Consider the following 25,017-nt stretch of genomic DNA (forward strand, 5'->3'; position numbering starts at 1 on the left):
CCCGCCAGGACGCGGCGGGCCTGTACTCAAACGCTTGCCGGAACGACGCTCACGAAGGCCGCTTCATCTGGCAGCTCGTGGGGGTGCTGGCCACATAGGGCTCGAAGAACTTCACGGGCGCCAGCGTGTAGCCGGTGTTCTCGGGGCTGTAGGGGTACTTGGGGCTGGCCTTTTCCCAGCGCGCGATCCACAGGCCCTGCTGCAGCTGGTGGTCGGCCTTGCGCATCTCCACGTCGCCGTTGTAGGTCTTGAACTTCATGCCTTCCAGGGCGGCGGCCACCTTGACGGGCTCGGTGCTCTTCACCTTGGCGAAGGCCTGCGACAGCATGTCGTACACGGTGTAGACGGCCGTGGTGTACATGTCGTCGTTGAAGCGCTGCTTGAACTCGTTCATCAGCGGCTTGACCGGGCCTTCGGCGTTGTAGTGGCTGTAGCCCACCTGGTAGACGCGGCCGTCGGAGGCAGCGCCCATCGCCGTGGGCGTGCCGCTGGTCACGGCGTAGTAGGTGTAGTACTTGACGTTGAGGCCCGCGTCGTTGCCGGCCTTGATCAGCAGCGCCAGGTCGGAACCCCAGTTGCCGGTGATGACGGTGTCCGCGCCCGACTGCTTGATCTTGGCGATGTAGGGCGAGAAGTCGCGCACCTGGGCCAGCGGGTGCAGGTCGTCGCCGACGATCTTCACGTCAGGGCGCTTGCGCGCGAGGTTTTCCTTGGCGAACTTGCTGACCTGCTGGCCGTGCGAGTAGTTCTGGTTGATCAGGTAGACGTTCTTGATCTCGGCCTGGTCCTTCATGAAGGTGGTCAGCGCTTCCATCTTCATGGAGGTGTCGGCGTCGATGCGGAAGTGCCAGTAGCTGCACTTGCTGTTCGTCAGGTCGGGGTCGACGGCCGCGTAGTTGACGTACAGCACTTCCTTGCCGGGGTTGCGCGCGTTGTGCTTTTCAAGCGCGTCCATGATCGCCAGCGCGGGACCCGAGCCGTTGCCCTGCACCACGTAGCGCGCGCCCTGGTCCATGGCCGAACGCAGCGCCGCGGTGGTCTCCTGCGGGCTCAGCTTGTTGTCGATGCCGATGATCTCGAACTTCACGCCCGCCGCATTCTTCTTGTTGAAGTGCTCGGCCAGGAACTGGTAGGTCTTGAGCTGGTTGGTGCCCACGGCGGCCATCAGGCCCGAGAGCGGGTCCAGCCAGGCGATCTTGACGGTTTCGCCCTGCTGCGCCAGGGCTGCAGAACTGCAGGCGGCGATGAGAGCGGCGGTGCTGATTTTCAGGCTGAGGTTCAAGGCTTTGTCTCCTGGTTTTCTTTCAAACTGACGCAGGCCCAAAGCGTACAAGTCTTTGGGGCTGCCACGCTAGGGGGAAGGCCCCCGGCTCCAAGGGTTGGAGCCCTGTTTCTATCACTCGGGTGACAGTTGCGGCACCGGTTTTCTACCCATCGGTAGCATGCCGGCGCCGCGCGGCGCCCATGCACCGGTCAGGGGCGCTTCATCTGGCAGCTCGTGGGGGTGCTGGCCACGTAGGGTTCGTAGTACTTCACCGGCGCGAAGGTGTAGCCGGTGTTCTCGGCGTCGTAGGCGTTCTTGCCACCGGCCTTTTCCCAGCGCGAGACATACAGCCCCTGCTGCAGCTGGTGGTCCGACTTGCGCATCTCGATCTCGCCGTTGAAGCTCTTGATCTTCATGCCCTCCAGCGCGGCCGCCACCTTCACGGGATCGGTGCCCTTGGTCTGCACGAAGGCCGCGTCGAGCAGCGCGAAGGTGTGATAGATCGAGTTCTGCGTCATGTCCTCGTTCATGCGCTTCTTGAACTCGGCCATCAGCGGCGCGATGGGGGCACCCATGTTGTAGTGGCCGTAGGTCACGGTGAACACCTGGCCCGAGGCGCTGGCGCCCAGCGCCGTGGGCGCGCCCGGCCCGAAGGCGTAGTAGGTGTAGAACTTGACGCTGTCCAGCAGGCCCGAGTCCTTGGCCGCCTTCAGCAGCAGCGCCAGGTCGGAGCCCCAGTTGCCGGTGATCACGGTGTCTGCGCCCGACTGCTTGATCTTGGCGATGTAGGGTGCGAAGTCGCGCACCTGGGCCAGCGGGTGCAGGTCGTCGCCGACGATCTGCACGTCAGGGCGCTTGCGCGAGAGGTTTTCCTTGGCGAACTTGCTGACCTGCTGGCCGTGCGAATAGTTCTGGCCCAGCAGGTAGACCTTCTTGATCTCGGGCTGGTCCTTCATGTAGGTGGTCAGCGCCTCCATCTTCATGGAGGTGTCGGCGTCCAGGCGGAAGTGCCAGTAGCTGCACTTGCTGTTCGTCAGGTCGGGGTCCACCGCCGCGTAGTTGATGTAGAGCACTTCCTTGCCCGGGTTGCGGCTGTTGTGCTTGTCCAGCGCGTCCATGATGGCCAGTGCCGGGCCCGAACCATTGCCCTGCGTGACGTAGCGCGCGCCCTGGTCCATGGCCGAGCGCAGCGTGGCCGTGGTCTCCTGCGGGCTGAGCTTGTTGTCCAGCGCGATGATCTCGAACTTCACACCCGAGCGGTTGTTCTTGCTGAAGTGCTCGGCCATGAGCTGGTAGGTCTTGAGCTGGTTCGTGCCCACCGCCGCCATCAGCCCCGAGAGCGGGTCCATCCAGGCGATCTTCACGGTCTCGCCCTTTTGTGCAAAGGCGGCGCCGCTCGTGCTGGCCAGCACGGCCAGGGCGATGGGGGCAAGGATCTTCGGCATGCAGTCTCCGTTGGGTTGAACGTGGGCGCAGGGTAGCCCTGCGCCTGCTGATGACCTTCAGGGAACACCCGCAAAAAAGGCCGCACCAGCGGCCTATCTATCGCGCGGGCGACAGCCCCCGGTGGGGGTGTTCAGCGCAGGCTGGGCAACTGGTAGTCCTTGAGCTGCTCGCGCAGCTTGGTCTTGAGGATCTTGCCGGTCGCGCCCAGGGGCACGGCGTCCACGAAGACCACGTCGTCGGGGATCTGCCACTTGGCCGTCTTGCCCTCGTAGAAGGCCAGCAGCTCTTCGCGCGTCACTTCGGCGCCGGGCTTTTTGGCCACCACCACGATGGGGCGCTCGTCCCACTTGGGATGGCGCACGCCGATGCACGCGGCAATCGCGATGGCGGGGTGCGCCACGGCGATGTTCTCGATGTCGATGGAGCTGATCCATTCGCCGCCGGACTTGATCACGTCCTTGCTGCGGTCGGTGATCTGCAGGTAGCCGTCGGCATCGATGGTGGCCACGTCGCCCGTGGGGAACCAGCCCTCGCCCTTGGCATCGGGCACCAGCGGATCGCCGCCCTCGCCCTTGAAGTACTGCTGCACGATCCAGGGGCCGCGCACCAGCAGCTCGCCATAGGCCTTGCCGTCCCACGGCAGCTCGGCGCCTTCGGCGTCCACGATCTTCATGTCCACGCCATAGATGGCGCGGCCCTGCTTCATGCGGATGGCCAGCTTCTGCTCGGGCGGCAGCGCCTCGTGCTTGTTCTTGAGCGTGCACAGCGTGCCCAGCGGGCTCATCTCGGTCATGCCCCAGGCGTGCAGCACTTCCACGCCGTACTGCTCCTGGAAGGCCACGATCATGGCCGGCGGGCAGGCCGAGCCGCCGATCACGGTGCGGTTGAGCGTCGAGAACTTGAGCTTGTTGGCCTGGGTGTGGCCCAGCAGCATCTGCCACACGGTGGGCACGCCGGCCGCGAAGGTGACCTTCTCGGCTTCGACGAGCTCATAGACCGACTTGCCGTCCAGCGCGGGGCCGGGGAAGACCAGCTTGCAGCCCACCAGCGCGGCCGAGTACGGGATGCCCCACGCGTTGACGTGGAACATGGGCACCACCGGCAGCACCGAGTCGCTGGCCGACAGGCGCATCACGTCGGGCAGTGCGGCCGCGTAGGCATGCAGCGTGGTCGAGCGGTGGCTGTACAGCGCGGCCTTGGGGTTGCCCGTGGTGCCGCTCGTGTAGCACATGCTCGAAGCCGAGTTCTCGTCGAAGCTGGGCCAGTCGTAGCTGTCGCTCTGGCCGCCGATCCAGGCCTCGTAGCTCACGAGGTTGGGGATGCCGCTGTCGGCGGGCAGCTTGTCGGCGTCGCACAGCGCCACCCACTTCTTCACGGTGGCGCACTTCGCATGCACGGCCTGCACCAGCGGCAGGAAGCTCATGTCGAAGCACAGGATCTGGTCTTCGGCATGGTTGGCGATCCAGGCCACCTGCTCGGGGTGCAGGCGCGGGTTGATGGTGTGCAGCACGCGGCCCGAACCTGAGACGCCGTAGTACAGCTCCAGGTGGCGGTAGCCGTTCCAGGCCAGCGTGGCCACGCGGTCGGAGAACAGCAGCTTCTCGCCGTCGAGCGCATTGGCCACGCGGCGCGCGCGCCTGGCGCAGTCGGCCCAGGTGTAGCGATGGATGTCACCTTCCACGCGGCGCGAGACGATCTCGACGTCGCCGTTGTTGCGCTCGACGAAGTCGATGAGGTTGGAAATCAGCAGGGGGCGGTTCTGCATCAGACCCAGCATGGGGGAAGTCTCCTTGGTTCAAATCAAAAGCAGCTCGGACAGCGGGGCGCTGCGCGATGGCCGGAATGTACCCAGCAATTGTGGGCCCGCCCGCCTCGGGAGCGACAGGTTTTTCCCCGCCGTACCCGAGGCTTCCCATGCACCATCGCAGTGCCGCGTTCAGGGCGCTGCCACCGCCGTGATGGCCGACGCCGCGGGCGTGGCGTCCAGCCGCACCGATGCGGGCCAGGGCGCCCAGCGCACGCCCAGCGCCGCATGGTTCGGGTCGCCCGTTCGCATGAAGGCGCCCACGCTGGCCATGACGGCGCCGGAAAGCGCCACGCGGCCGGCCTGGTTGGCCTGGTTGAAGGACACGCGCGAGATCACCGAAGGCCCGAAGTTGCCGAACACGAATGGCAGGTCGAAGGCATGGGCCGCGCCATACACGTCGTTCCAGGGCGCGGGCTGCTGCGCCCAGTCGAAGCGGTAGACGTAGATGTCGCTCTGGTGCCGGCCCAGCGCCTGCAGCAGGTTGTCGCGGTTGGCCTCGAAGGAGGCGCGCGTGAGCAGCGTGGTCTTGGCGTTGTAGCCCGTCAGCGGCGTATCTACCGGCAGGTAGGACGCGTCGATGATGTCTTCCACGCGCAGCTTCGGCGGCGCCTCGGGGTCGTTGTTGAACATCATCGAAAAGCGCGTGGCGTCGTCCACGATCCAGCCCGGCTTGCCGCCCAGCGCGGACAGCAGCGACGCGAAGAGCTTGCCCTCCTCGCGCGTGGTGCCGGCCAGCAGCGGCACGCGCGTGTGGGCATCGGCCGCCATGGCCGCGATGGGGTCGGTGGGCAGCACCTGGCCGTCGGGGATTGGCGCCACGGCGCCCAGGCCCGCGGCCGTCACGGTCTTGAGCAGCTCGCCGGCGTCCTTCGCGCGCAGGTAGTCGGCGATCTGCTCCGGCGTGCGCCCTGCGATGTAGGTGGCCGCGGCCAGTTCGTCGCGCACCGTGCCATCGGCCACCAGCAGCTTCGCCAGGATGGCCTGGCCCTGTGCGGCCGAAACCGGCGCCGGCTGCAGCGTGGGCAGCGTGCCCAGCGGCAAGTTGCTGGCCAGGGAGATGCCGCCGCTCATCTCGAAGGCCTTGTGGAACAGCCCTTTCGACAGCGGCGAGGCCATCAGCGCCAGCAGGTTGGTGGCGCCGGCCGATTCGCCCGAGAGCGTGACGTTGCCCGCATTGCCGCCGAAGGCCGCCGCGTTGCGCTGCAGCCAGCGCAGGGCTTCCAGCAGGTCCAGCAGCGCGAAGTTGCCGGAGTCCTCGCCGTTGGCGCTGCCGGTGCGCAGCTGCGGCATGTTCAAAAAGCCCAGCACGCCCAGGCGGTAGTTCAGCGTCACCACCACCGCATTGGCGGCCTTGGCCAGCGCCGCGCCGTCGTACAGCGGATCGGCGGTGTAGCCCGAGATGTTGCTGCCGCCATGCACGAAGACCAGCACCGGCAGGTCCTTCTCGTCGCTGGCCGGGCGCCAGATGTTGGCGAACAGGCAGTCCTCGCTGCCCAGGGGCTGGCCCAGCGTGGTGCCGATGGTCTCGTCGAAACGGTTGTTGGCGCCGGGGCCGAACATGCGGCCGATCTGCAGGCAGGCGGCGCCGAACTCCTTGGCGCTGCGCACGTCGCTCCAGGCCTGCGGCGCCTCAGGGGCGCGCCAGCGCAGCTCGCCCACGGGCGCCTTGGCATAGCGCAGGCCCTTCCAGAAATAGGTGCCCGAGACCTGGCTGTCGTCCACGCCCTCGACCTTGCCGGCCGTGGTCTCGCGCACGGCGGGGCTCTGTGCGGGCGGCGGCGGTGCAGGCGGGGGTGGAGGGGGTGGCGGCGGCGGCGCGCTGATGGGCGGCAGCACAAAGCCGCCGCCGGAAGAGCCACCGCCGCACGCTGCCAGCGCGGCCAGGCAGGCCGCCGCCAGCACGGCGCGGGCGGCAGTGGGCAAGGCCCGGCGCCCGGGCCCGGCGCTCTGGGGGGAAGTGCAGGCTTGCGCCTTCAACAGGGAAGTCGTCGTCATGCGTGCTTGTCTCCACACAGTTGTTCTCTGGGGTTATCGGGCATGGCCCGTGCGGCCACCGCGGCGCATACTCTGTGGCCCCGGACCCGCTCAAAAATTCTAGGAAGCACCCTTGCGCCCTTCGCTATCGCAAGCGCGCCAATGCACTGACTTCGCAGGCCCTCCAGCCCCCCGGACGCCCAAAAACCCGTGCCCACGCCACCCGCTGCACTGAAGCCGACGATGCATCCCGCGCCCCTGCAGCGCCCGCTGTACGGGTCGGCGCGCCGGCCCGGCTGCGCGCCGCAGCCCGAGCACCGCACCAGTTCGGCCGCCTGGCTGCAGGGCGTGCTGGCGATGTTCGAGGCCGAGGGCCTGGACGTGCCGGCGCTGCTGCACGACGCCGGCTTCGACCCGGCCTCCGTCCGGCACCAGAACGCACGCTTTCCGGTCGACGAGATCACGCTGCTGTGGCAGCACGCCGTGGCCCGCGCAGGCCGGCCCACGCTGGGGCTTGACCGCATGCTGGCTGCCACCCACAGCCGCATCGGCACCGTGGGCCATGCGATGGCCTGCAGCGCCGACCTGGGCGAGGCGCTGCAATGCCTGGCCCGCTACATGGCCGTCATTTCCGACGCCACCGCCTTCTCGCTGGCTGCCGACGCGCGCGGCTGCTGGCTGGTGATGGACCACACGGGCGGCAGCCTGCCCATTCCGCGCCAGCGCGTGGAATACGCGCTGCTCACGGTGCTGATGCAGTGCCGCTGGCTCACGCGGCGCGAACTGGAGCCGCTGGCCATGGAGTTCGTGCACCCTGCCCCTGCCGACGACCGCCGGCACCGCGAAGCCTTCGGCTGCACACCGCGCTTTGGCGCCCAGGCCAACCGCATGCTGCTGGCCGCTGCCGACCTGGCCCTGCCGCTGCCCACGCACCAGCATGAGCTGGGCCAGATGCAGGCCCAGCTGCTGGACACCCAGCTCGAGCGCCTGGGCCAGACCACCACCAGCACCCTGGTGTGCGCCGAGATCGCGCGCCGCCTGCCCCAGGGCGAGCCGCGACGCCAGGACGTGGCGCAGGGCCTGGGCCTGGCCGAGCGCACGCTGCAGCGCCGGCTGCAGGCCGAATCGGTTTCCTTCCAGGCCCTGCTGGAGCGCACCCGCAGCGAGCTGGCGCGCCAGTATCTGGCGCAGGCGCGCTACAGCCTCACCGAAGTGGCCGATCTGCTGGGCTTCGTGGACACGAGCAACTTCTTTCGCGCCTGCCGGCGCTGGTTCGGCATGCCGCCGGCGCAGTACCGGGCGCAGCTCTGGGAATCCGAAGCCGCAGCGGCCCCGCTGAACTGAGACGCCCGTGGACCGCAGCCGCCTGTAGCCCCGCCCCGCCTGGGGTCGAAGGCGCTGCCGGACAATGCGGGCCATGAGCGAAACAGCCCGTGAGATTGCCCGCGAGACGGCCCAGGAGGCCCCCACCGTCGACCTGGGTCTGTCGTGGAAAGCGGCCTTCCAGACCCTGGGCCCGGCCTTCTTCACGCTGCTTCGGCCCACACCCCTGCCAGAGCCCTATTGGGTGGGCCACAGCGAACCCGCGGCCCGTGCGCTGGGCCTGCCGCCGGACTGGCGCACCGACGCGGCGCTGGCCGCCTTCACGGGCAACGCGGCCATCGCCGGCACGCAGGCGCTGGCCACGGTCTACAGCGGGCACCAGTTCGGCGTCTGGGCTGGCCAGTTGGGCGACGGGCGCGCCATCCTGCTCGGGCAGACGGCGGGCGGGCAGGAAGTGCAGCTCAAGGGCGCGGGCCGCACGCCCTACTCCCGCATGGGCGACGGCCGCGCCGTGCTGCGCTCCTCGATCCGCGAGTTCCTGTGCAGCGAAGCCATGCATGCGCTGGGCGTGCCCACCACGCGCGCGCTGTGCGTCACGGGCTCGCCCCAGCCCGTGCGCCGCGAGTCGCTGGAAAGCGCCGCGGTGGTCACGCGCTTTGCGCCCAGCTTCATCCGCTTCGGCCATTTCGAGCATTTCGCGGCCGCCGGCCGCGATGACGAGCTGCGCCAGCTCGCCGACTTCGTGATCGAGCGCTTCTACCCCGAATGCCGCAGCGACACGCGCCTGGGCGGCAACGCCTATGCCAACTTCCTGCGCGCCGTGAGCGAGCGCACGGCCGACATGGTGGCGCACTGGCAGGCGCTGGGCTTTTGCCACGGCGTGATGAACACCGACAACATGAGCATCCTGGGCCTGACCATCGACTACGGCCCCTTCCAGTTCCTCGACGGCTTCAACCCCGCGCACATCTGCAACCACAGCGACAGCAGCGGCCGCTACGCCTTCAACCAGCAGCCCAACGTGGCCTACTGGAACCTGTTCTGCCTGGGCCAGGCGCTGATGCCCCTGATCGGCGACGAAGCCCAGGCGCGCGCGGCGCTGGGTGCCTACCCCGAGCGCTTCGCGCCGGCCTTCGAGGCGCGCATGCGCGCCAAGCTGGGCCTGGTCGATGCGCAGCCCGGCGACGCCGCGCTGGCCGACGGCCTGCTGCGCCTGCTGGCCACCGAACAGACCGACTGGAGCATCTTCTGGCGCCGCTTCGCGCACTGGCGCGCCGGGGCCGCGCTGGCGCCCGTGCGCGAGCTGTTCATCGACGCGACGGCCTTCGACGCCTGGCTGCTATCCTTTGACGCCCGCGCCGCGCAGGATGGCGCCGCGCCCGAAGCCGCGCTGGCCGCCAACCCAGCCTACGTGCTGCGCAACCACCTGGCGCAGACCGCCATCGAGCAGTCCCAGCGCGGCGATCATTCGGGCGTGCAGACCTTGCTGGCGCTGCTGCAGACCCCATATCAGGAGCAGCCCGGCCGCCAGGCCTTTGCCGACTTCCCGCCCGACTGGGCATCCACTCTCGAAATCAGCTGTTCATCATGACCGCCCCACGGATCCAGAAGACCGATGCGCAATGGCAGGCCCTGCTGGCCGAGAAAGGCGCGGAACGCGCCGCCTTCGAAGTCACGCGCCACGCCGCCACCGAGCGCCCCTTCACCGGCAAGTACGAAGCCCACTGGGCCGACGGCAGCTACCACTGCATCTGCTGCGGCGCCAAGCTCTTCGACTCGGACACCAAATTCGACGCGGGCTGCGGCTGGCCCAGCTTCTACCAGGCGGCCGAACCCGGCGCGATCACCGAGATCGTGGACCGCTCGCACGGCATGGTGCGCACCGAGACCGTGTGCACGCAATGCGGCGCCCACCTGGGCCACGTGTTTCCCGACGGGCCCGAACCCACGGGCCTGCGCTACTGCATGAACTCGGCCTCGCTGGACTTCGCCGCCGAAGGCGAGCAGGCGCCCGACGCGCAGGACAAAGCCGAATGAAGCTGCTGCTCGACTTCCTGCCCATCGTCCTGTTCTTCGCGGCCTTCAAGCTGCAGGGCATCTACGTCGCCACGGCCGTGCTGATGGCCGCCACCGTGGTGCAGATGGCCATTGCCTACGCCACCCAGAAGAAGCTGGAGACGATGCAGAAGGCCACGCTGGTGCTGATCCTGCTGTTCGGCGCGCTCACGCTGGTGCTGCAGGACGAGCGCTTCATCAAGTGGAAGCCCACGGTGCTGTACGGCGCCATGTCGCTGGCCATGGCGGTGGCGCTGTGGGGCTTTCGCAAGAACTTCCTGCACATGATGCTGGGCGCGCAGCTCACGCTGCCGTCCAATGTCTGGCGCAACCTGAGCATCGCCTGGGTCGGTTACTGCGCCTTCATGGCCGCGCTCAATGCCTATGTGGCGCTGTACTTCAGCACCGACGCGTGGGTGGACTTCAAGCTCTGGGGCTACGTGTTCCCGGTCGCCTTCCTGGTGGCGCAGGGCCTGTACATCGCGCCGCACCTCAAGACGGACGAGTCCGCCTCCTCATGAGCAGCCTGCCCACCACAGCGGAACTCGAGGCCACGCTGCGCGCCGCGCTGGCGCCCACGCAGCTCGAGGTGATCGACGAGAGCGGCCTGCACGCCGGCCATGCGGGCGCCTCCGCCGAGGGCTTCGGCACCCATTTCCGGGTGCGCATCGCCTCGCCGCGCTTCGAGGGCTGCAGCCGCGTGGCCCGGCACCGGCTTGTGTATGATGCTCTTCAGTCCTTTGTGCCCCGTGGCCTTCACGCCATCGCCATCGAAACGCTCTGAGCAGCACGACCGCCGGTCCACGGTGGCACACAGCTCGCCTCCCTCCCCTTTTTCTTCTTCATCATTGTTCGGCATGCTTGCACGCACGCCCTTGCCTATCTGAGGTTTCCGTTCATGAACAAGTTTGTCCTGTCTGCCGTGACCGCCGCGATGATGCTGGGCACGCTGCCGGCCCTGGCCCAGAACGCCGCCATCGTCAATGGCAAAGCCGTGCCCAAGGCCCGCATGGAGCAACTGGCGCAGCAACTGGCCGCTGCCGGCCGCCCCGTGACGCCCGAGATGCAGGACCAGCTGCGCGAGGAAGTCGTGATGCGCGAGGTGTTCATGCAGGAAGCGCAAAAGCGCGGCCTGGACGCCAGCGACGACTACAAGGCCCAGATGGAACTGGCGCGCCAGGCCGTGCTGATCCGCCAGCTCTTCGAGGACTACCGCAAGACCAACCCGGTCACCGACGCCGAACTCAAGAAGGCCTATGACTCGCTGGCCGAAGCCAACAGCGGCAACGAGTACAAGGTGCGCCACATCCTGGTCGAGACCGAAGACCAGGCCAAGAAGGTCATCGCCGACCTCGGCAAGGGCGCCAAGTTCGAAGACCTGGCCAAGAAGCTGTCGAAGGACCCGGGCTCCGGCGCCAACGGCGGCGACCTGGACTGGACCTCGCCGGCCAACCTGGTGCCCGAGTTCTCGGGGGCCATGGTCAAGCTCAAGAAGGGCGAAACCTCCAGCGCGCCCGTCAAGAGCAGCTTCGGCTGGCACGTGATCCGCCTGGACGACACACGCAAGATGGAATTCCCGCCGCTGGAACAGATCAAGCCCGAACTGGAGCGCCAACTGCAGCAGCAAAAGCTGCAGGCCTTCCAGCAGGAACTGCGCAGCAAGGCCAGGGTGGAATAAGGCGACTGCATTTTTTTCGCACGGCCCCCCGGCCTGCGAAAGAACGATGCGATCCGGAACAAAGGCAGCCTGCGGGCTGCCTTTTTCATGCCTGCCCGCCGCCCTGCCAAGACCAGCGCTACAGGCTCCCCGGCGTGAAGCTGAAGCCCAGTGCGATCTGCGCCGTGATAGCCAGCAGCGCAGCGAGATTCAAGGCGCCTGGTGCAGCACCAGCGGCAGCACGTCCGCGGCGCCGGCCTCGCGCAGCAAGGCGGCTGCCACGGTCATGGCCCAGCCGCTGCGGTAGCGAAGACCGACCAGCAGCAGTGGCCCGGCTGGCACCTCGACGCCGGAGCGCAGCGCCAGCGCATGGTTCAGCGCGGCGACCTTGGCGGCCGAGGCGAGGTCAGGGTCCGGCGATGGGCCGCGCAGCTGCAATGCGTCGACCAGCGGCAGCCGGCCCGCTTGCGCCACATGGGCGGCCACCGCGTGCAGCAACTGCGGATGCGTGGCCGAGGGCAAGGGGACCACGGCCACGGGACGCGCGCCCCAGCTGCGCCGCCAGCGTCCGAGCACGGCCACCACGCCGTCCAGCACGGGCTGCGGGGCCAGCGCATCGGGCGCGGCCAGCAGCGGCAGCAAGGCGTCGGCCCAGCCGGGGTCGTCGGCGAAGGCCAGTGCGCGGCCCTCGCCGCAGGCCGTGATGCGGCCCTTGCGCGTGCCACCCGCGGGCCAGAGCTTGCGCGGCGCGATGACCACGTCCTGCCCGCGCGCATAGAGGCGCGCCGCCTCCACGCGCGGCGCGGCGGGCTGCGCGCCCGGTGCGGGCAGGCGGCTCGTGCAGACGCTGCACCGGCCGCAGTCGCTGGGTGCAGGGTCGTCCAGTGCCTCCTGCAGAAAGCGCATCAGGCAGCCCTGGCCGGCTGCGAAGGCGCGCATGAGACCGGCTTCGCGCGCGCGCACCTGGCCGAGCGCCTGCCAGCGCGCGGCGTCGAAGGTCCAGGGCTGGCCGGTCAAAGCCCAGGCCGGGCCTTCGCGCTGCACCACCTCCTCGACCGCCAGGATCTTGAGCAGGCCTTCAAGCCGGCCGCGCCGGATGCCGGTCGCGTTCTCCAGCGCCACCAGACCCAGCGGGCCATCAGCCAAGGCCGCCAGGATCTGGCCCACGCGTTTCTCGTCGGGCACGCCGGCCGTCGCGAAATAGGCCCAGATGCGTTCGTCGGTCTCGGCCGGCAGCAGCACGGCCAGGGCATCATCGAGCGCGCGGCCGGCGCGGCCGACCTGCTGGTAGTAGGCCACCGGCGAGGCTGGCGAGCCGACGTGGATGCAGAAGGCCAGGTCGGGCTTGTCGTAGCCCATGCCCAGCGCGGAGGTGGCGACCACGGCCTTGAGCGCATTGCGGCGCAGCGCGTCCTCGATCTGCTGGCGCGCGGGGGCGTCCAGGCCGCCGTGGTAGGCCGCGACCTCGAAGCCGCAGGAACGCAGGAAGCCGGCGATGCGCTCGGTGTCGGCCACCGTCAGCGCGTAGACGATGCCCGAGCCGGCGAAGCAGTCCAGCGCGTCGGCGACCCAGGCCAGTCGCTCGAGCGCGGCCAGCCCCGGCACGACGGCCAGTCGCAGCGAGGAGCGCGCGAGCGAGCCGCGGAAGGTCTGCGTGTCCGACCCCAGCTGGCGCGCGATGTCCTCGGTCACGCGCTGGTTGGCCGTGGCGGTGGTCGCCAGCACGGGCGTGCCGGCCGCGATGCCCAGCAGCGTTCTGGACAAGCGCTGGTAGTCAGGCCGGAAGTCGAAGCCCCAGTCGGAGATGCAGTGCGCCTCGTCGATCACCACCAGCGCGGCGCCGGCCAGCAGCGCGGGCAGGCGCTGCGCGAAGCCGGGGTTGCCCAGCCGTTCGGGCGAGACCAGCAGCACGTCCAGCCGGTCGGCGGCGATGTCCGCGAAGACGGCGTCCCAGTCGTCCAGGTTGGTCGAATTGATGGTGGCCGCGCGCAGGCCGGCACGGGCCGCGGCATCGACCTGGTCGCGCATCAGCGCGAGCAGCGGCGAGACGATCAGCGTGGGGCCGCCGCCGCTGGCACGCAGGGCCGAGGTCGCAGCCCAGTACACGGCGGATTTGCCCCAGCCCGTGGCCTGCACGACGAGCACGCGGTCGCGCTGCTCGACCAGCGCGGCGACGGCCGCCAGCTGGTCCTCGCGCGGACGCGCGGCAGGCCCGGCCATCGCGGCGAGGACTATTTGCAGATGGGTGTGTGCAAGGCTCATGGAGGCTCCGTGCGCGAAGAGCCGGCGGGCATCGACACGCTGTCAAGCAGACGCCACATTCTGCAGATCGAATGCGGCACTGCGATCCAACTTGCGCACGATCCATCGGGCTTTCGCGCACGGCCTCTGGAGTTGCCCATGATCCCCGATGGAGAAGCCTTCGAGCGCTTTGTCAGCCGACACAAGAAGAAACTGCGCGGCATCGCATACAAGACTGCGGGCGAACAACAGTACGAAGACGTGGTGCAGGAGGCCTGGCTGATGGCGTGCACCTTGCGGGCCGAAGACAGCGGCCCACTGGATCTGTCAGACGAGATCCATCAGCAGCGGCTGCTCGCCCACCTGTGCCAGCACCTGGTGCGCTACACGGAACTGACCGTGCGCCATGCCGTGCGACTGGAGCATGGGACTGGCAGCGATGGTAGTGAAGATGGACATCCACTGGCCCGGACGCTGACCAGCGACGGGGGGCGCAGCGTCCTCGATGCCTTGATGGAGCGCGATGCCGAGCAATTGCTGGAGAGGGAGCTGCAGGCCCATGGATCCCAGGCCGCAGCCTACATTCAACTGCTGCGCCACTTCGATGACCACATGGAGGCCGTTGCCCTCCATCTCCGCGTGTCGGTGTCTTACGCCTACAGGCGCTGTGCGCACGCACGCCGCCTGGCCCAACATCTGCAGCACATCGCTGTTCCTCGCAGCGACGCACTGCCCGACCCTTAGCGCCACTATCAACTGGTGCGACAGCCCATCCAACTGAGCTTCGATTTCGGCGAGCAACTGGGACTGGGCTGATCGCGCGTCGGCCCCAGGCGCTCGCTTACTCCCACTCCATCATCAATAGGCCTCGCTAACCCGCATGGTTAAAGGGATCTGGCGGAGTCGGATGAGCTCTATACCGTCGCTTTTACCGTCAGTCAGTCCTTCGCAATGAAGCGCTGAGCAACGGCACGCTACGGGTACTTCTGAGCCCTCTCCAGCATACAGCCTTTGGCCATATTCATGTCTTTCAGGGCCCTGGAGCTTCTGCCCAGAACTCGGTGACACACGGACTCGTGCGGTCACACGATCAACACATCACGGTTTTGGACCAAGCCCCGCGAGCATCCTCACCGCTACCTACTTGACGGTTGATAGCTGCAACTTAGACTTTATTTCTACAGTTGTTGTATTATTGATTTATGGAAGAAGCCAACGCCGTCCGATCCCTCGCTGCGCTAGCGCAAGCATTGCGCCTGCGCCTGTTCCGCGCCCTGGTCGTCGCCGGCCCCGAGGGCCTGACCCCCGGAGCGCTGGCCGAGCAACTGGACGTGGCCGGCAACACGCTGTCGTTCCACCTCAAGGAACTGACGCATGCCGGCCTGGTGACGCAGGAGCGGCAGGGCCGCAACCTCATCTATCGGGCTTCGTTCACCACGATGAACGAGCTGCTGGGCTACCTCACCGAGAACTGCTGCGAGGGCGCAGCGTGCTCGACCACCGACGCGGCGGCGGATTGCCGTTGCTGAAAGGACCACGATGAAGCGCTTCCACGTTCACCTGCACGTCACCGATCTGGGCCAGAGCATCGCCTTCTATTCCAAGCTGTTCGCCGCCGAGCCCGCGCGCATCGAGGGCGACTATGCGAAGTGGATGCTGGAAGACCCGCGCCTGAACTTCGCCATCTCCACGCGCGGCGCTACGCCGGGCGTGGACCACCTAGGCTTTCAGGCGGACGAGGCCACCGAGCTGGTGAACCTCAAAGACCGGGCCGAGGCGGCCAACCTGGCGCTGCTCGATGAAGGCCAGACGACCTGCTGCTACGCCCGCAGTGACAAGCACTGGATCACGGACCCGCAGGGCGTGGCCTGGGAGCACTTCCAGACGCTGGGCAACGTGCCCGTGTTCGGCAAGCCAGGCCCGGCAAAGGCCGCTGCGGCGGCGTGCTGCGCCCCTGTGGCCGTACCGGCATCCGCATCGTGCTGCGGGCCTGCCAAGGCCTGCTGCTGATCCCTTTTCTCTTTCATCACGACTACCCCATGACCTCGACATCCAAGCCGCTGAACGTCCTGTTCCTCTGCACCCATAACTCGGCCCGCAGCATCCTGGCCGAAGCCTTGCTGAACGGCATGGCGGGCGACCGATTCCGCGGCTTCTCCGCTGGCAGCAGCCCGCGCGAGAACCAGCAGCCCAACCCGCTCGCGCTGGAAGCGCTGCAGCGCGTGGGCATTTCCACCGAAGGGCTGCGCAGCAAGAACTGGGACGAGTTCGCCAAGCCCGACGCACCGAACATGGACCTCATCATCACCGTGTGCGACAACGCGGCCGGCGAGATGTGCCCCGTCTGGCCAGGCCACCCCGCCACGGCGCATTGGGGCTACCCGGACCCGTCGGAAGTGGATAGCAGTCTTGAAGAGAAGCAGGCCGCGTTCCGCAAGACGCTGCACGCCATCCGGCAGCGCGTCGAGCTGTTCATCAACCTGCCCGCCGCAGCCATCGACAAGCTGACGATCCAGCAGTCCGCACGCGATCTGGCCAAGCGCTGATCCCTCGCGCGTCTGACCTCTCTCGCGGCCCAGCCGGGCCGCATCCCCGTTCTCCCTCATAGAAGGCCTCCGCCATGCTCGCGGCCATCCTGATTTTTCTGTTCACGCTCGTGCTGGTCATCTGGCAACCCCGGGGTCTGGGCATTGGCTGGAGCGCATCGTTCGGCGCTGTGCTGGCGCTGGTGTTCGGCGTGGTGCACCTGGCCGACATCGCCGTGGTGTGGGGCATCGTCTGGAACGCGACCGCCACATTCGTGGCCGTCATCATCATCAGCCTGCTGCTGGACGAAGCCGGCTTCTTCGAGTGGGCCGCGCTGCACGTGGCGCGCTGGGGCGGCGGGAACGGCCGCCGGTTGTTCGCCTTCATCGTGCTGCTGGGCGCGGCGGTGGCCGCGCTGTTCGCCAACGACGGCGCCGCACTGATCCTGACACCCATCGTCATGGCCATGCTGGTCGCGCTGGGCTTTTCGCCGGCCGCGACGCTGGCCTTCGTGATGGCAGCCGGCTTCATCGCCGACACGGCCAGCCTGCCGCTGGTCGTGTCCAACCTGGTCAACATCGTCTCGGCCGACTTCTTCGGCATCGGCTTCAACCAGTACGCGGCCGTGATGATGCCGGTCAACATCGCCGCCGTGCTGGCCAGCCTGCTGGTCCTGCTGCTGTACTTCGGCAGGAGCGTGCCGGCGCGCTACGATCTGGCGCAGCTCAAGGCGCCGGCCCAGGCCATCCGCGATCCGGCCACCTTCCGGGCCGGCTGGGTAGTGCTGGTCCTGCTGGTGGTCGGCTTCTTCGGCCTGGAGCCGCTGGGCGTGCCGGTCAGCGCGGTCGCGGCCGTGGCCGCCGTGGTGCTGCTGGCCGTCGCGGCCCGCGGCCACGTCATCAGCACGCGCAAGGTGCTGCACGGGGCGCCCTGGCAGATCGTGGTGTTCTCGCTGGGTATGTACCTGGTGGTCTACGGCCTGCGCAATGCCGGGCTGACCGACCGCATTGCCGGGCTGCTCGATGTGTTCGCGCAGGGCGGCATCTGGGGTGCAGCCATCGGCACAGGCGTGCTCACGGCCTTGCTGTCCTCGGTCATGAACAACATGCCCACGGTGCTCATCGGCGCACTGTCCATCGACGCATCGCAGGCAAGTGGTGTGGTGAAGGAAGCCATGATTTACGCCAACGTCATCGGCTGCGACCTCGGTCCCAAGATCACACCCATTGGCAGTCTGGCCACGCTACTCTGGCTGCACGTGCTCCAGAAGAAGGGGACCACCATCGCCTGGGGCTACTACTTCCGCGTGGGCATCGTGCTCACGCTGCCCGTGCTGCTGGTGACGCTGGCGGCTTTGGCGCTGCGCTTGTGCCTGGCCTGAGCGCGTCCACCGCCCAACAAGGAACCGACCATGCCCAACATCACGATCTACCACAACCCCGCCTGCGGCACGTCGCGCAACACGCTGGCGATGATCTGCAACAGCGGCGAGGAACCACAGGTCATCGAGTACCTGAAGACGCCGCCCGACCGGGCCACGCTGGAACGGCTCATCGCCGCCATGGGCATCACGCCGCGCGAGCTGCTGCGCAGGAAGGGCACGCCCTACGACGCGCTGGGCCTGGACAGCGCTTCATGGACCGATGCGCAGTTGATCGAGTTCATGCTGCAGGAACCTATCCTGATCAACCGGCCCATCGTCGTCACGCTGCTGGGCACGCGGCTGTGCCGGCCTTCCGAAGCCGTGCTGGATCTGCTGCCGCAACCGCAGCAAGGCGCCTTCACGAAGGAAGACGGCGAGGCCGTCATCGACGAGAAGGGAGCGCGCATTGCCAAGCCCTGAGCTGCCGAACATCGATGGCTCCAGCTTCCGCCGGCCCGACGTGGCGCGGCTGCTGCCGGCCGAGCGCGCGACCCATCCGCCGCGCATCCTGCTGCTCTACGGTTCAGTGCGTGAGCGCTCTTACAGCCGGCTCGTGACCGAGGAAGCGGCTCGGCTGCTGCAGGCCATGGGCGCCGAGCCGCGCATCTTCGATCCGCGCGGCCTGCCCCAGCCCGATGGCGCGCCCGAAGACAACCCCAAGGTGCAGGAGCTGCGCGAGCTGGCGCAGTGGTCGGAGGGCATGGTCTGGTGCTCGCCCGAGCGGCACGGGGCCATGACCGGCATCATGAAGTCGCAGATCGACTGGATTCCGCTGGCGGTCGGATCGGTGCGGCCCACACAGGGCAAGACGCTGGCCGTCATGGAGGTGTCGGGCGGCTCGCAATCCTTCAACGCAGTGAACCAACTGCGCGTGCTGGGCCGCTGGATGCGCATGCTGACCATCCCCAACCAGTCGTCGGTGGCCAAGGCCTTCGCCGAGTTTGAGGAAGACGGCCGCATGAAGCCCTCGCCTTACTACGAGCGCGTGGTGGACGTGATGGAGGAACTGGTGAAGTTCACGCTGCTGACGCGCGATTGCTCCGGCTACCTGGTGGACCGCTACAGCGAGCGGCGCGAGAGCGCCGAGGCGCTGTCCAAACGCGTCAACCTGCGCAGCATCTGACCGCCAGCATCAGGTGCAAGGCCGAACCACGACCACCGTGCTGCTGGGCGTGGCACAGACGCTGGCGTGGGCCTCGTCGTACTACCTGCCGGCCATCCTGGCCGACGCCATCGCCCGGGACGTGGGTACCTCCAGCTCGGCCGTGTTCGGGGCCTTCTCGGTGGCCTTGCTGATGTCTGCGGCCATCGGGCCGTTCGCCGGCCGCCTGATCGACCGGCGAGGCGGCCGGCCGGTGCTGATCGCCAGCAATGTGGTGTTCGCGGCCGGCCTGGCCGCACTCAGCCAGGCACAGCAGCCGCTGCACGTCCTCGCGGCCTGGGCCGTCATGGGTCTCGCGATGGGCAGCGGCCTCTACGAAGCCGCGTTTGCCACGGCAGTGCGGCTGCACGGCCAGCAGGCGCGGCGCACCATCACCGGCATCACGCTGTTCGCCGGCTTTGCCAGCACGGTTGGCTGGCCGCTGACGGCCTGGCTGGAGAGCACCATGGGGTGGCGTGGGGCCTGCCTCGTGTGGGCCGGTCTGCACCTGGTCATTGGCCTGCCGCTCAATGCCATGTTGCCGGCGGCCGAGCGCGCCGCGCACGCACCGAGCGATGCCATCGGCAAGCCCGAGCAGCAGGCGGCCCTGTCGCCGGACAAGCAGCGCGGCGCCGCCGTCCTGCTGGCCTTCGTCTTCGCCGTGGCCTGGTTCACCAGCACGGCCATGGCCGCGCACCTGCCCAAGTTGTTGCTGGGCGTGGGGGCCAGCCTGGCGGCGGCCGTGGGCATCGCGGCGCTGGTAGGGCCGGCCCAGGTCGCGGGCCGGCTAATCGAGTTCGCGTTTCTGAGCCGTGCGCACCCGCTGCTGTCGGCGCGCCTGGCCACGCTGGGCCATCCCCTAGGCGCCCTGTGCATCGGCCTGTTCGGCAGCTCGGCCGCGATGGCCTTCGCCTTGCTGCACGGCCTGGGCAATGGCATCCTGACCATCGCCATCGGGACGCTGCCGCTGCTGTTCTTCGGCGCGAAGGGCTACGGCCAGCGGCAAGGCTTCCTAATGGTGCCGGCCCGCATCGTGCAGGCCGGCGCACCGTTCCTGTTCGGCTTGGCGGTGGAGCGGCTGGGCGTGGGCGCGCTGTGGATCTCGGCGGTCCTGGGCTTGGTCGCGTGCCTTGCGCTGACGCGGCTGGCGATAGATCTGCGACGCTGAACAACTCCCGGCCGACGACAGAGACGGCCGGTCCACCTGTGCATGCTCAGGGCAACTCAGACGACCGCCTGGTGCCTTGACGGGCAGTCAATGCGTACCGTGGACATGTTTGCGCACGGCATGCTTGGGGAACACAGGCATCTCGGTCGAAAGTTCGTTCAAGATTCCGCAGCAACCTGCAGCGCTCGATTCGGCGCACTGTGCGCGGAGCACCTTGAGTTGCTTCTCAAGCTGTCTCAGTTCCCGGATGCGTTCGGCGACGTGCCCAATGTGCTCATCTAAGAGTTCGTTGACCCCCTCACAGTTTTCCTGTGGCGTTTCTTTGAAGCGCAGTAGGGAACGAATCTCGCCCAGGGCCATATCGAGCGATCGGCAATGCCGGATGAAGGTGAGCCGTTCAACGTGCTCTTCTGCATAGACCCGGTAGTTGTTTTCAGACCGCTGCGGCGCTGGCAACAGCGCTTCCCGCTCGTAGAAACGGATGCTCTCAATGCTTGTCCCTGTGGACTTGGCCAACTCGCCGATCTTCATGGGGCCTCCAAGAAAGGGAAAGCCTTGACTCTAAACCGGCTTCAGAGTCGTGATATGGAGCAGAGCCAACGTCTATTTGGGCTCAGACAGGCGCGCTGGAAGCCTTCGCGCACGCAACGCGCTCAATTCCCCCATGCAATGAGCGAGCAAAGAGGCCACCGCTTGACTCTCTACCCAGTACAGGGTTTGTAATTCGGCTGTTAAGGCTCGCTGCTGAGCGGGTCGATCAAACAAGGAGTGCCGATGGGAGAGAACTGCGCCGACGACGAAGCACAACATCTCGACGCTAGCCAAGCCCAGGACCGCAGCATCTTGTTGCTGGTCCTGCTGATTAATCTGGGGCAATGCGTGGCCGGGGTTGGCGTTGGCGTGTGGGCTTCTTCTACCGCACTGATCGGCGCCGCCCTGGACAACCTGGCCGACGCGTCGGTGTATGGCGTGAGCCTTTATGCAGTTGGTCGCGCGTCGGCGATCAAAGTCCGCGCCGCGAGGCTGTCAGGCTGGCTGTTGATCGGCTTGGCCGTGATGCTGCTGATTGAAGTGCTGCGCCGGTTTTTTGGCGGCGAACCGCCCGTAGGGCCAGCCATGATGGCTATGGCTTTCGTCAATGCAGCGTTGAACATCGTCTGCCTGCGCCTGCTGAAGCGTCACCGTGGGGAGGACGTCAACTTCAAGGCGTCGGCCATCTTCACCAGCAACGACTCGATCGTGAACCTCGGCATCGTGCTGTCCGGGGCCTTGGTGATGTGGTGGGGCTCGAACCTGCCGGACTTGATTCTTGGCCTCGTGGTGTCGGCGATCGCAGCCAACGGTGGCAGGGAGATCCTCTCCGAAGCGGCCGAGGCCGCCGAAAAGTCTCCGTCCGATGCCACTTGACTCTGCACCTGCTACAGGGTGTTCAATGGCGGTACATCCAAAGGCATATGAATGAAGATCGACCTCAATTCCGAAGCCGCCGACGAAGCCGTGCGCAGTTCCAACGGCAACACCACAGTATTCGACATCCCCAATATGGACTGCCGCAACGAAGAGGCTGCCATCCGCGCGCGGTTGGCGGCGCTTTCAGTGGTCCGGTCCCTGTCATTCGATCTCCCACAGCGCCGTCTGACCGTGGTGCACACATCGGAGACGCCACAACACCTGCTGCAGGCATTGGGCGAGATCGGCATGAAAGCCTCGGTAGCACCCGAACCCGCTGGAGCACCTGAAGATCGCTGCGCATCGACCTGTTTGTCGGGTTGCAGCAGCAAGAGTGCACCAAAGACCGACGTGTTCACGATCCCGAACATGGATTGCCGCAACGAAGAAGCGGCGATTCGAACCCGCCTGCAACCGCTCCCCGACGTCATGTCGCTCGAGTTCGACCTGAAAGCACGCCGGTTGGCTGTCGTCCACAGTCTGCCCTCCGCGGATGCGCTGCTGGAGCAGCTTCAGGCGATCGGGATGCAGGCCCACCTCGGCGATCTGCCACGAGAGGCATCGCCGAGACGCGAGACGGCCGGTTGCAGCCCATGCGGCAAGCCCGCAGCTTCGCCTGCGCCGCCCGCCACTGGCAATGCCACGCAGTTCTTGATCACCAACATGGACTGCCCTACCGAGGAAGCGCTGATTCGCAAGCGCCTGGGCAACGTGGCCGGGATCGACAGGCTTGACTTCGATCTGATGAACCGGCGCCTGGCAGTTCTGCACCGCCTGGCAGGCCCTGCGCCGGTGCTTGCCGCGCTGCGCGATATCGGCATGAACGCCACAGTGGAGCGTGAAGCAGGCCCGAGCCCGAACGGACTGGCCACTTACCTCATCGAGAAGATGGACTGTCCGACCGAGGAGGCACTGCTGCGCAAGGCGCTGGAGGGCATGCCAGGCGTGGACGGGCTGCAGTTCGACCTGATGAGCAGAAAACTGACCGTGAGCCATTCGCTGCAGGACTTGGCATCGGTCACTGCGGCCATCGAGCGGGTGGGGATGTCACCGGTTCTGCAGGACAGCAGCCAGCCAGCCCCGGCAGTGACCCGAGAGTTCGGTAGCGGGATCTCTAAGAGCCAATGGTTGCGCATGGCGGCTGCTGGAGCGCTTGCGATTGGTGCGGAAGTGATGGCTTTCTCAGGCTGGGGCGAATCATCGGTACCCGTTGTGGCCGCTTCGTTGGTCGCCATCGCGCTGGGCGGCATCGAGACCCTCAAGAAGGGCTGGATCGCGCTGCGCACGATGTCGTTGAACATGAACTTGCTGATGACCATCGCCGTCATCGGCGCCGCACTCATCGGCCAGTGGCCCGAGGCGGCGGTCGTGATTTGGCTGTTCGGCATCGCGGAAATGATCGAGGCGCTGAGTTTGGATCGGGCGCGCAACGCCATCCGCAAACTGATGGACCTGGCGCCGGAGACGGCGTTGGTCAAACAGCCCGATGGGCGCTGGGAGGAAGTCAAGGCCGAAACAGTCGTGCTCGGCGCTCAGATTCGCGTCCGACCCGGCGAGCGGATCGCGCTGGATGGCGTCGTGGTCTCGGGTGCATCGGCAGTTAACCAGGCGCCTATCACCGGCGAGAGCATGCCGGTGGAAAAAAACCCGGGCGATACGGTGTTTGCCGGAACGATCAACGACCGTGGCACCTTGGAGTTCGAGGTCCGCTCGCGCAAGGGCGAAACCACCCTCGACCGAATTGCCCGTTCGGTGCAGGAAGCGCAAGGCCAGCGTGCGCCCACACAGCGCTTTGTCGACCGCTTTGCCAGCGTCTACACCCCGGCCGTGTTCGCGCTGGCCCTCGCCATTGCTGTGATCCCGCCGCTCTTCTTTGGCGGTGCATGGTTCGACTGGGCCTACAAGGCGCTCGTCATGCTGGTCATCGCCTGTCCCTGTGCCCTGGTGATCTCGACCCCTGTCACCGTCGTCAGCGGCTTGGCGACCGCCGCCCGCCGCGGCATCCTGGTCAAAGGTGGGCTGTACCTCGAACAGGGCCGGTTGCTGCGTGCAGTGGCACTCGACAAGACCGGCACACTGACCCATGGCCGTCCCGCATTGACCGACACGGTTCCTCTCACCTCACTGTCGCAATCGGATGTATTGCGGCTCGCTGCGAGCCTCGATGCCTTGTCTGAACACCCTGTGGCCACGGCCATCGTCAATGGCTACGGCGACAACCCGCTCGCAACCGTGCAAGGCTTTGAGGCCTTGGCTGGACGCGGCGTCAAGGGCGACATCGATGGCCACACCTACTACATCGGCAACCAGCGCTTGGCCACCGAACTGGGTGTGATGACGGACCGTGCAAGTGCGCTGCTCGACCAGCTCGAAGCCCAGGCGAAGACGGCGGTCGTGCTGGCCACGGCCGACCAGGCGCTGGCCGTTCTCGCCGTGGCTGACACCGTGCGAGAGAGCAGCAAGCAGGCGATCGCCGAATTGAAGCGACTCGGCGTCGAGCCAGTGATGCTTACCGGCGACAACCGCAAGACGGCGCAAGCTGTTGCTGCACAGGTTGGCATCACCGACGCTCGCGGCGAGCTGCTGCCTCAAGACAAGCTAGAGGCGATCACAAAGCTCGCAGAGCAAGGGCCGGTGGGCATGGTCGGTGACGGCGTCAATGACGCGCCGGCGCTTGCGAAGTCGGACATCGGCTTTGCCATGGGGGCGGCCGGTACCGACACAGCCATCGAGACCGCCGACGTGGCGTTGATGCAGGACGACCTGCGCAAACTCCCTGAGTTCATTGCGCTGTCGCGCCGGGTCGCTGGCGTGTTGAAGGCGAACATCGCTTTCGCGATCGGAACGAAGGCAGTCTTCATGGTGCTGGCCTTCACGGGCCATGCCAGCCTGTGGCTGGCGATCCTCGCCGACATGGGTGCGAGCTTGGCGGTGGTGTTCAACGGGTTGCGGCTGTTGAGGGACAAGCCGGCGGAGGCGCAGGATGCGCGTTGATCGCAGTTCGTGGGGCGCGCTCGGCTTGGCCGCGTTCGTGATGCTTGCGGACGTTCTGACCAAGCAGGCTATCGTCGCGTGGGTCGCGTACGGTGCGCAGCACCCATGGCTGCCCATCCTCAACATTGTCCATCTGCTGAATCCAGGTGCCGCATTCAGCTTCCTGAGCCAGGCCGGCGGGTGGCAGCGCTGGTTCTTCCTCGCCATCGCACTCATCGCCTCGTTGTTCCTTCTCGTGATGATCTTGCGGCCGCAGACGCGGCCGCTGGAGCGCGCGGCTTTCGGCCTGATCCTCGGCGGAGCCCTGGGCAACGCGATCGACCGCGTGCTGCGCGGTGCAGTGGTGGATTGGATCGATATGCACTGGGGCGGGTACCACTGGCCGGCTTTCAATGCCGCCGACGTGGGCATCAGTGCGGGAGTGGCGGTGCTCGTGCTCGATGCCTGGCGCTCGTCGAGACAAAGGACGATTGCCGACCGTGCTTGATGAGCTTGGTGAAGCTTGTCACTCCCAGTTTCCGGCTTCGAAGGGACACTTCTACGCGGAGT

At 67.1% G+C, this 25,017-nt stretch carries 23 protein-coding genes; 17 read left to right on the top strand and 6 right to left on the bottom strand.

Translation table 11 applies throughout. The features are described from left to right. Positions 1-49 precede the first annotated feature (49 nt). The 4 genes from PGB34_RS16845 to PGB34_RS16860 form a co-directional block, all read right to left on the bottom strand. A complete protein-coding gene (locus PGB34_RS16845) occupies positions 50-1,282 on the bottom strand; it encodes a branched-chain amino acid ABC transporter substrate-binding protein (RefSeq protein WP_271429268.1) in 1,233 nt (410 codons plus the stop codon). A 191-nt stretch (positions 1,283-1,473) separates the two neighbouring features. After that, positions 1,474-2,709, bottom strand: coding sequence for a branched-chain amino acid ABC transporter substrate-binding protein (locus tag PGB34_RS16850; protein WP_271429269.1), 1,236 nt, complete (start codon positions 2,707-2,709; stop codon positions 1,474-1,476). Positions 2,710-2,840: 131 nt separating this feature from the next. Continuing rightward, the gene (locus PGB34_RS16855) at positions 2,841-4,487 is read right to left on the bottom strand and encodes a 3-(methylthio)propionyl-CoA ligase (protein WP_271429270.1); all 1,647 of its coding nucleotides are present in this window, start codon (positions 4,485-4,487) and stop codon (positions 2,841-2,843) included. Between the two features lie 159 nt (positions 4,488-4,646). After that, positions 4,647-6,512: a carboxylesterase/lipase family protein gene (locus PGB34_RS16860; protein WP_271429271.1), complete on the bottom strand. Its 1,866-nt coding sequence runs from the start codon at positions 6,510-6,512 to the stop codon at positions 4,647-4,649. A 222-nt stretch (positions 6,513-6,734) separates the two neighbouring features. On the opposite strand from PGB34_RS16860, the gene PGB34_RS16865 reads away from it, so the two are divergent. The 6 genes from PGB34_RS16865 to PGB34_RS16890 all read left to right on the top strand — a co-directional run bounded on the left by PGB34_RS16865 (position 6,735) and on the right by PGB34_RS16890 (position 11,547). Then, positions 6,735-7,835, top strand: coding sequence for an AraC family transcriptional regulator (locus PGB34_RS16865; RefSeq protein WP_271429272.1), 1,101 nt, complete (start codon positions 6,735-6,737; stop codon positions 7,833-7,835). Between the two features lie 73 nt (positions 7,836-7,908). Next, complete coding sequence (locus tag PGB34_RS16870; protein WP_271429273.1) at positions 7,909-9,405, top strand: protein adenylyltransferase SelO; 1,497 nt, start codon at positions 7,909-7,911, stop codon at positions 9,403-9,405. Beyond that, positions 9,402-9,851 (top strand): peptide-methionine (R)-S-oxide reductase MsrB, encoded by a 450-nt coding sequence (msrB, locus tag PGB34_RS16875; RefSeq protein ID WP_271429274.1) that lies wholly within the window; start codon positions 9,402-9,404, stop codon positions 9,849-9,851. The genes PGB34_RS16870 and msrB overlap by 4 nt, the downstream gene beginning before the upstream one ends. Continuing rightward, a complete protein-coding gene (locus PGB34_RS16880; RefSeq protein WP_271429275.1) occupies positions 9,848-10,390 on the top strand; it encodes a septation protein A in 543 nt (180 codons plus the stop codon). Before msrB ends, PGB34_RS16880 begins: the two co-directional genes overlap by 4 nt. Next, the gene (locus tag PGB34_RS16885; protein ID WP_271429276.1) at positions 10,387-10,653 is read left to right on the top strand and encodes a BolA family protein; all 267 of its coding nucleotides are present in this window, start codon (positions 10,387-10,389) and stop codon (positions 10,651-10,653) included. Before PGB34_RS16880 ends, PGB34_RS16885 begins: the two co-directional genes overlap by 4 nt. A gap of 114 nt (positions 10,654-10,767) precedes the next feature. After that, a complete protein-coding gene (locus tag PGB34_RS16890) occupies positions 10,768-11,547 on the top strand; it encodes a peptidylprolyl isomerase (RefSeq protein WP_271429277.1) in 780 nt (259 codons plus the stop codon). 189 nt (positions 11,548-11,736) lie between these two features. Here the strand turns inward: PGB34_RS16890 and PGB34_RS16895 are convergent, their stop codons facing one another. Then, entirely contained in the window at positions 11,737-13,788 is a 2,052-nt protein-coding gene (locus PGB34_RS16895; RefSeq protein WP_271429278.1) for a RecQ family ATP-dependent DNA helicase, read from the bottom strand. 9 nt (positions 13,789-13,797) lie between these two features. On the opposite strand from PGB34_RS16895, the gene PGB34_RS16900 reads away from it, so the two are divergent. From PGB34_RS16900 to PGB34_RS16935, 8 genes are all read left to right on the top strand, one after another. Beyond that, on the top strand, positions 13,798-14,511 hold the full coding sequence (locus PGB34_RS16900) for an RNA polymerase sigma factor (RefSeq protein WP_271429279.1): 714 nt from the start codon (positions 13,798-13,800) through the stop codon (positions 14,509-14,511). 458 nt (positions 14,512-14,969) lie between these two features. Beyond that, positions 14,970-15,296, top strand: coding sequence for an ArsR/SmtB family transcription factor (locus PGB34_RS16905; protein ID WP_106846715.1), 327 nt, complete (start codon positions 14,970-14,972; stop codon positions 15,294-15,296). 10 nt (positions 15,297-15,306) lie between these two features. After that, positions 15,307-15,777, top strand: coding sequence for an ArsI/CadI family heavy metal resistance metalloenzyme (locus PGB34_RS16910; protein WP_106846716.1), 471 nt, complete (start codon positions 15,307-15,309; stop codon positions 15,775-15,777). 29 nt (positions 15,778-15,806) lie between these two features. Further along, positions 15,807-16,313 (top strand): arsenate reductase ArsC, encoded by a 507-nt coding sequence (locus PGB34_RS16915; protein WP_106847642.1) that lies wholly within the window; start codon positions 15,807-15,809, stop codon positions 16,311-16,313. Between the two features lie 74 nt (positions 16,314-16,387). Further along, positions 16,388-17,674 carry an arsenic transporter gene (locus PGB34_RS16920; RefSeq protein WP_106846717.1) on the top strand — a complete coding sequence of 429 codons (1,287 nt, stop codon included), beginning with the start codon at positions 16,388-16,390 and terminating at the stop codon, positions 17,672-17,674. A gap of 30 nt (positions 17,675-17,704) precedes the next feature. Next, on the top strand, positions 17,705-18,136 hold the full coding sequence (arsC, locus tag PGB34_RS16925) for an arsenate reductase (glutaredoxin) (protein WP_106846718.1): 432 nt from the start codon (positions 17,705-17,707) through the stop codon (positions 18,134-18,136). Then, complete coding sequence (gene arsH / locus PGB34_RS16930) at positions 18,123-18,839, top strand: arsenical resistance protein ArsH (RefSeq protein ID WP_271429280.1); 717 nt, start codon at positions 18,123-18,125, stop codon at positions 18,837-18,839. The genes arsC and arsH overlap by 14 nt, the downstream gene beginning before the upstream one ends. Positions 18,840-18,852: 13 nt before the next feature. Beyond that, complete coding sequence (locus tag PGB34_RS16935) at positions 18,853-20,025, top strand: MFS transporter (protein WP_106846720.1); 1,173 nt, start codon at positions 18,853-18,855, stop codon at positions 20,023-20,025. 87 nt (positions 20,026-20,112) lie between these two features. Here PGB34_RS16935 and cadR read toward each other — a convergent pair whose 3' ends face one another. Further along, on the bottom strand, positions 20,113-20,556 hold the full coding sequence (gene cadR, locus PGB34_RS16940; RefSeq protein ID WP_106846721.1) for a Cd(II)/Pb(II)-responsive transcriptional regulator: 444 nt from the start codon (positions 20,554-20,556) through the stop codon (positions 20,113-20,115). A gap of 243 nt (positions 20,557-20,799) precedes the next feature. On the opposite strand from cadR, the gene PGB34_RS16945 reads away from it, so the two are divergent. The 3 genes from PGB34_RS16945 to lspA are packed head-to-tail and all read left to right on the top strand — an operon-like array spanning position 20,800 to position 24,955. Then, complete coding sequence (locus PGB34_RS16945) at positions 20,800-21,432, top strand: cation transporter (RefSeq protein ID WP_106846722.1); 633 nt, start codon at positions 20,800-20,802, stop codon at positions 21,430-21,432. Between the two features lie 51 nt (positions 21,433-21,483). Next, the gene (locus tag PGB34_RS16950; protein ID WP_106846723.1) at positions 21,484-24,468 is read left to right on the top strand and encodes a heavy metal translocating P-type ATPase; all 2,985 of its coding nucleotides are present in this window, start codon (positions 21,484-21,486) and stop codon (positions 24,466-24,468) included. Then, entirely contained in the window at positions 24,458-24,955 is a 498-nt protein-coding gene (gene lspA / locus PGB34_RS16955; RefSeq protein ID WP_106846724.1) for a signal peptidase II, read from the top strand. Before PGB34_RS16950 ends, lspA begins: the two co-directional genes overlap by 11 nt. Positions 24,956-25,017: the final 62 nt, after the last annotated feature.

This window comes from Xenophilus arseniciresistens, assembly GCF_028023875.1.
In the GTDB taxonomy this organism is placed as follows: Bacteria; Pseudomonadota; Gammaproteobacteria; order Burkholderiales; family Burkholderiaceae_C; genus Xenophilus; species Xenophilus arseniciresistens.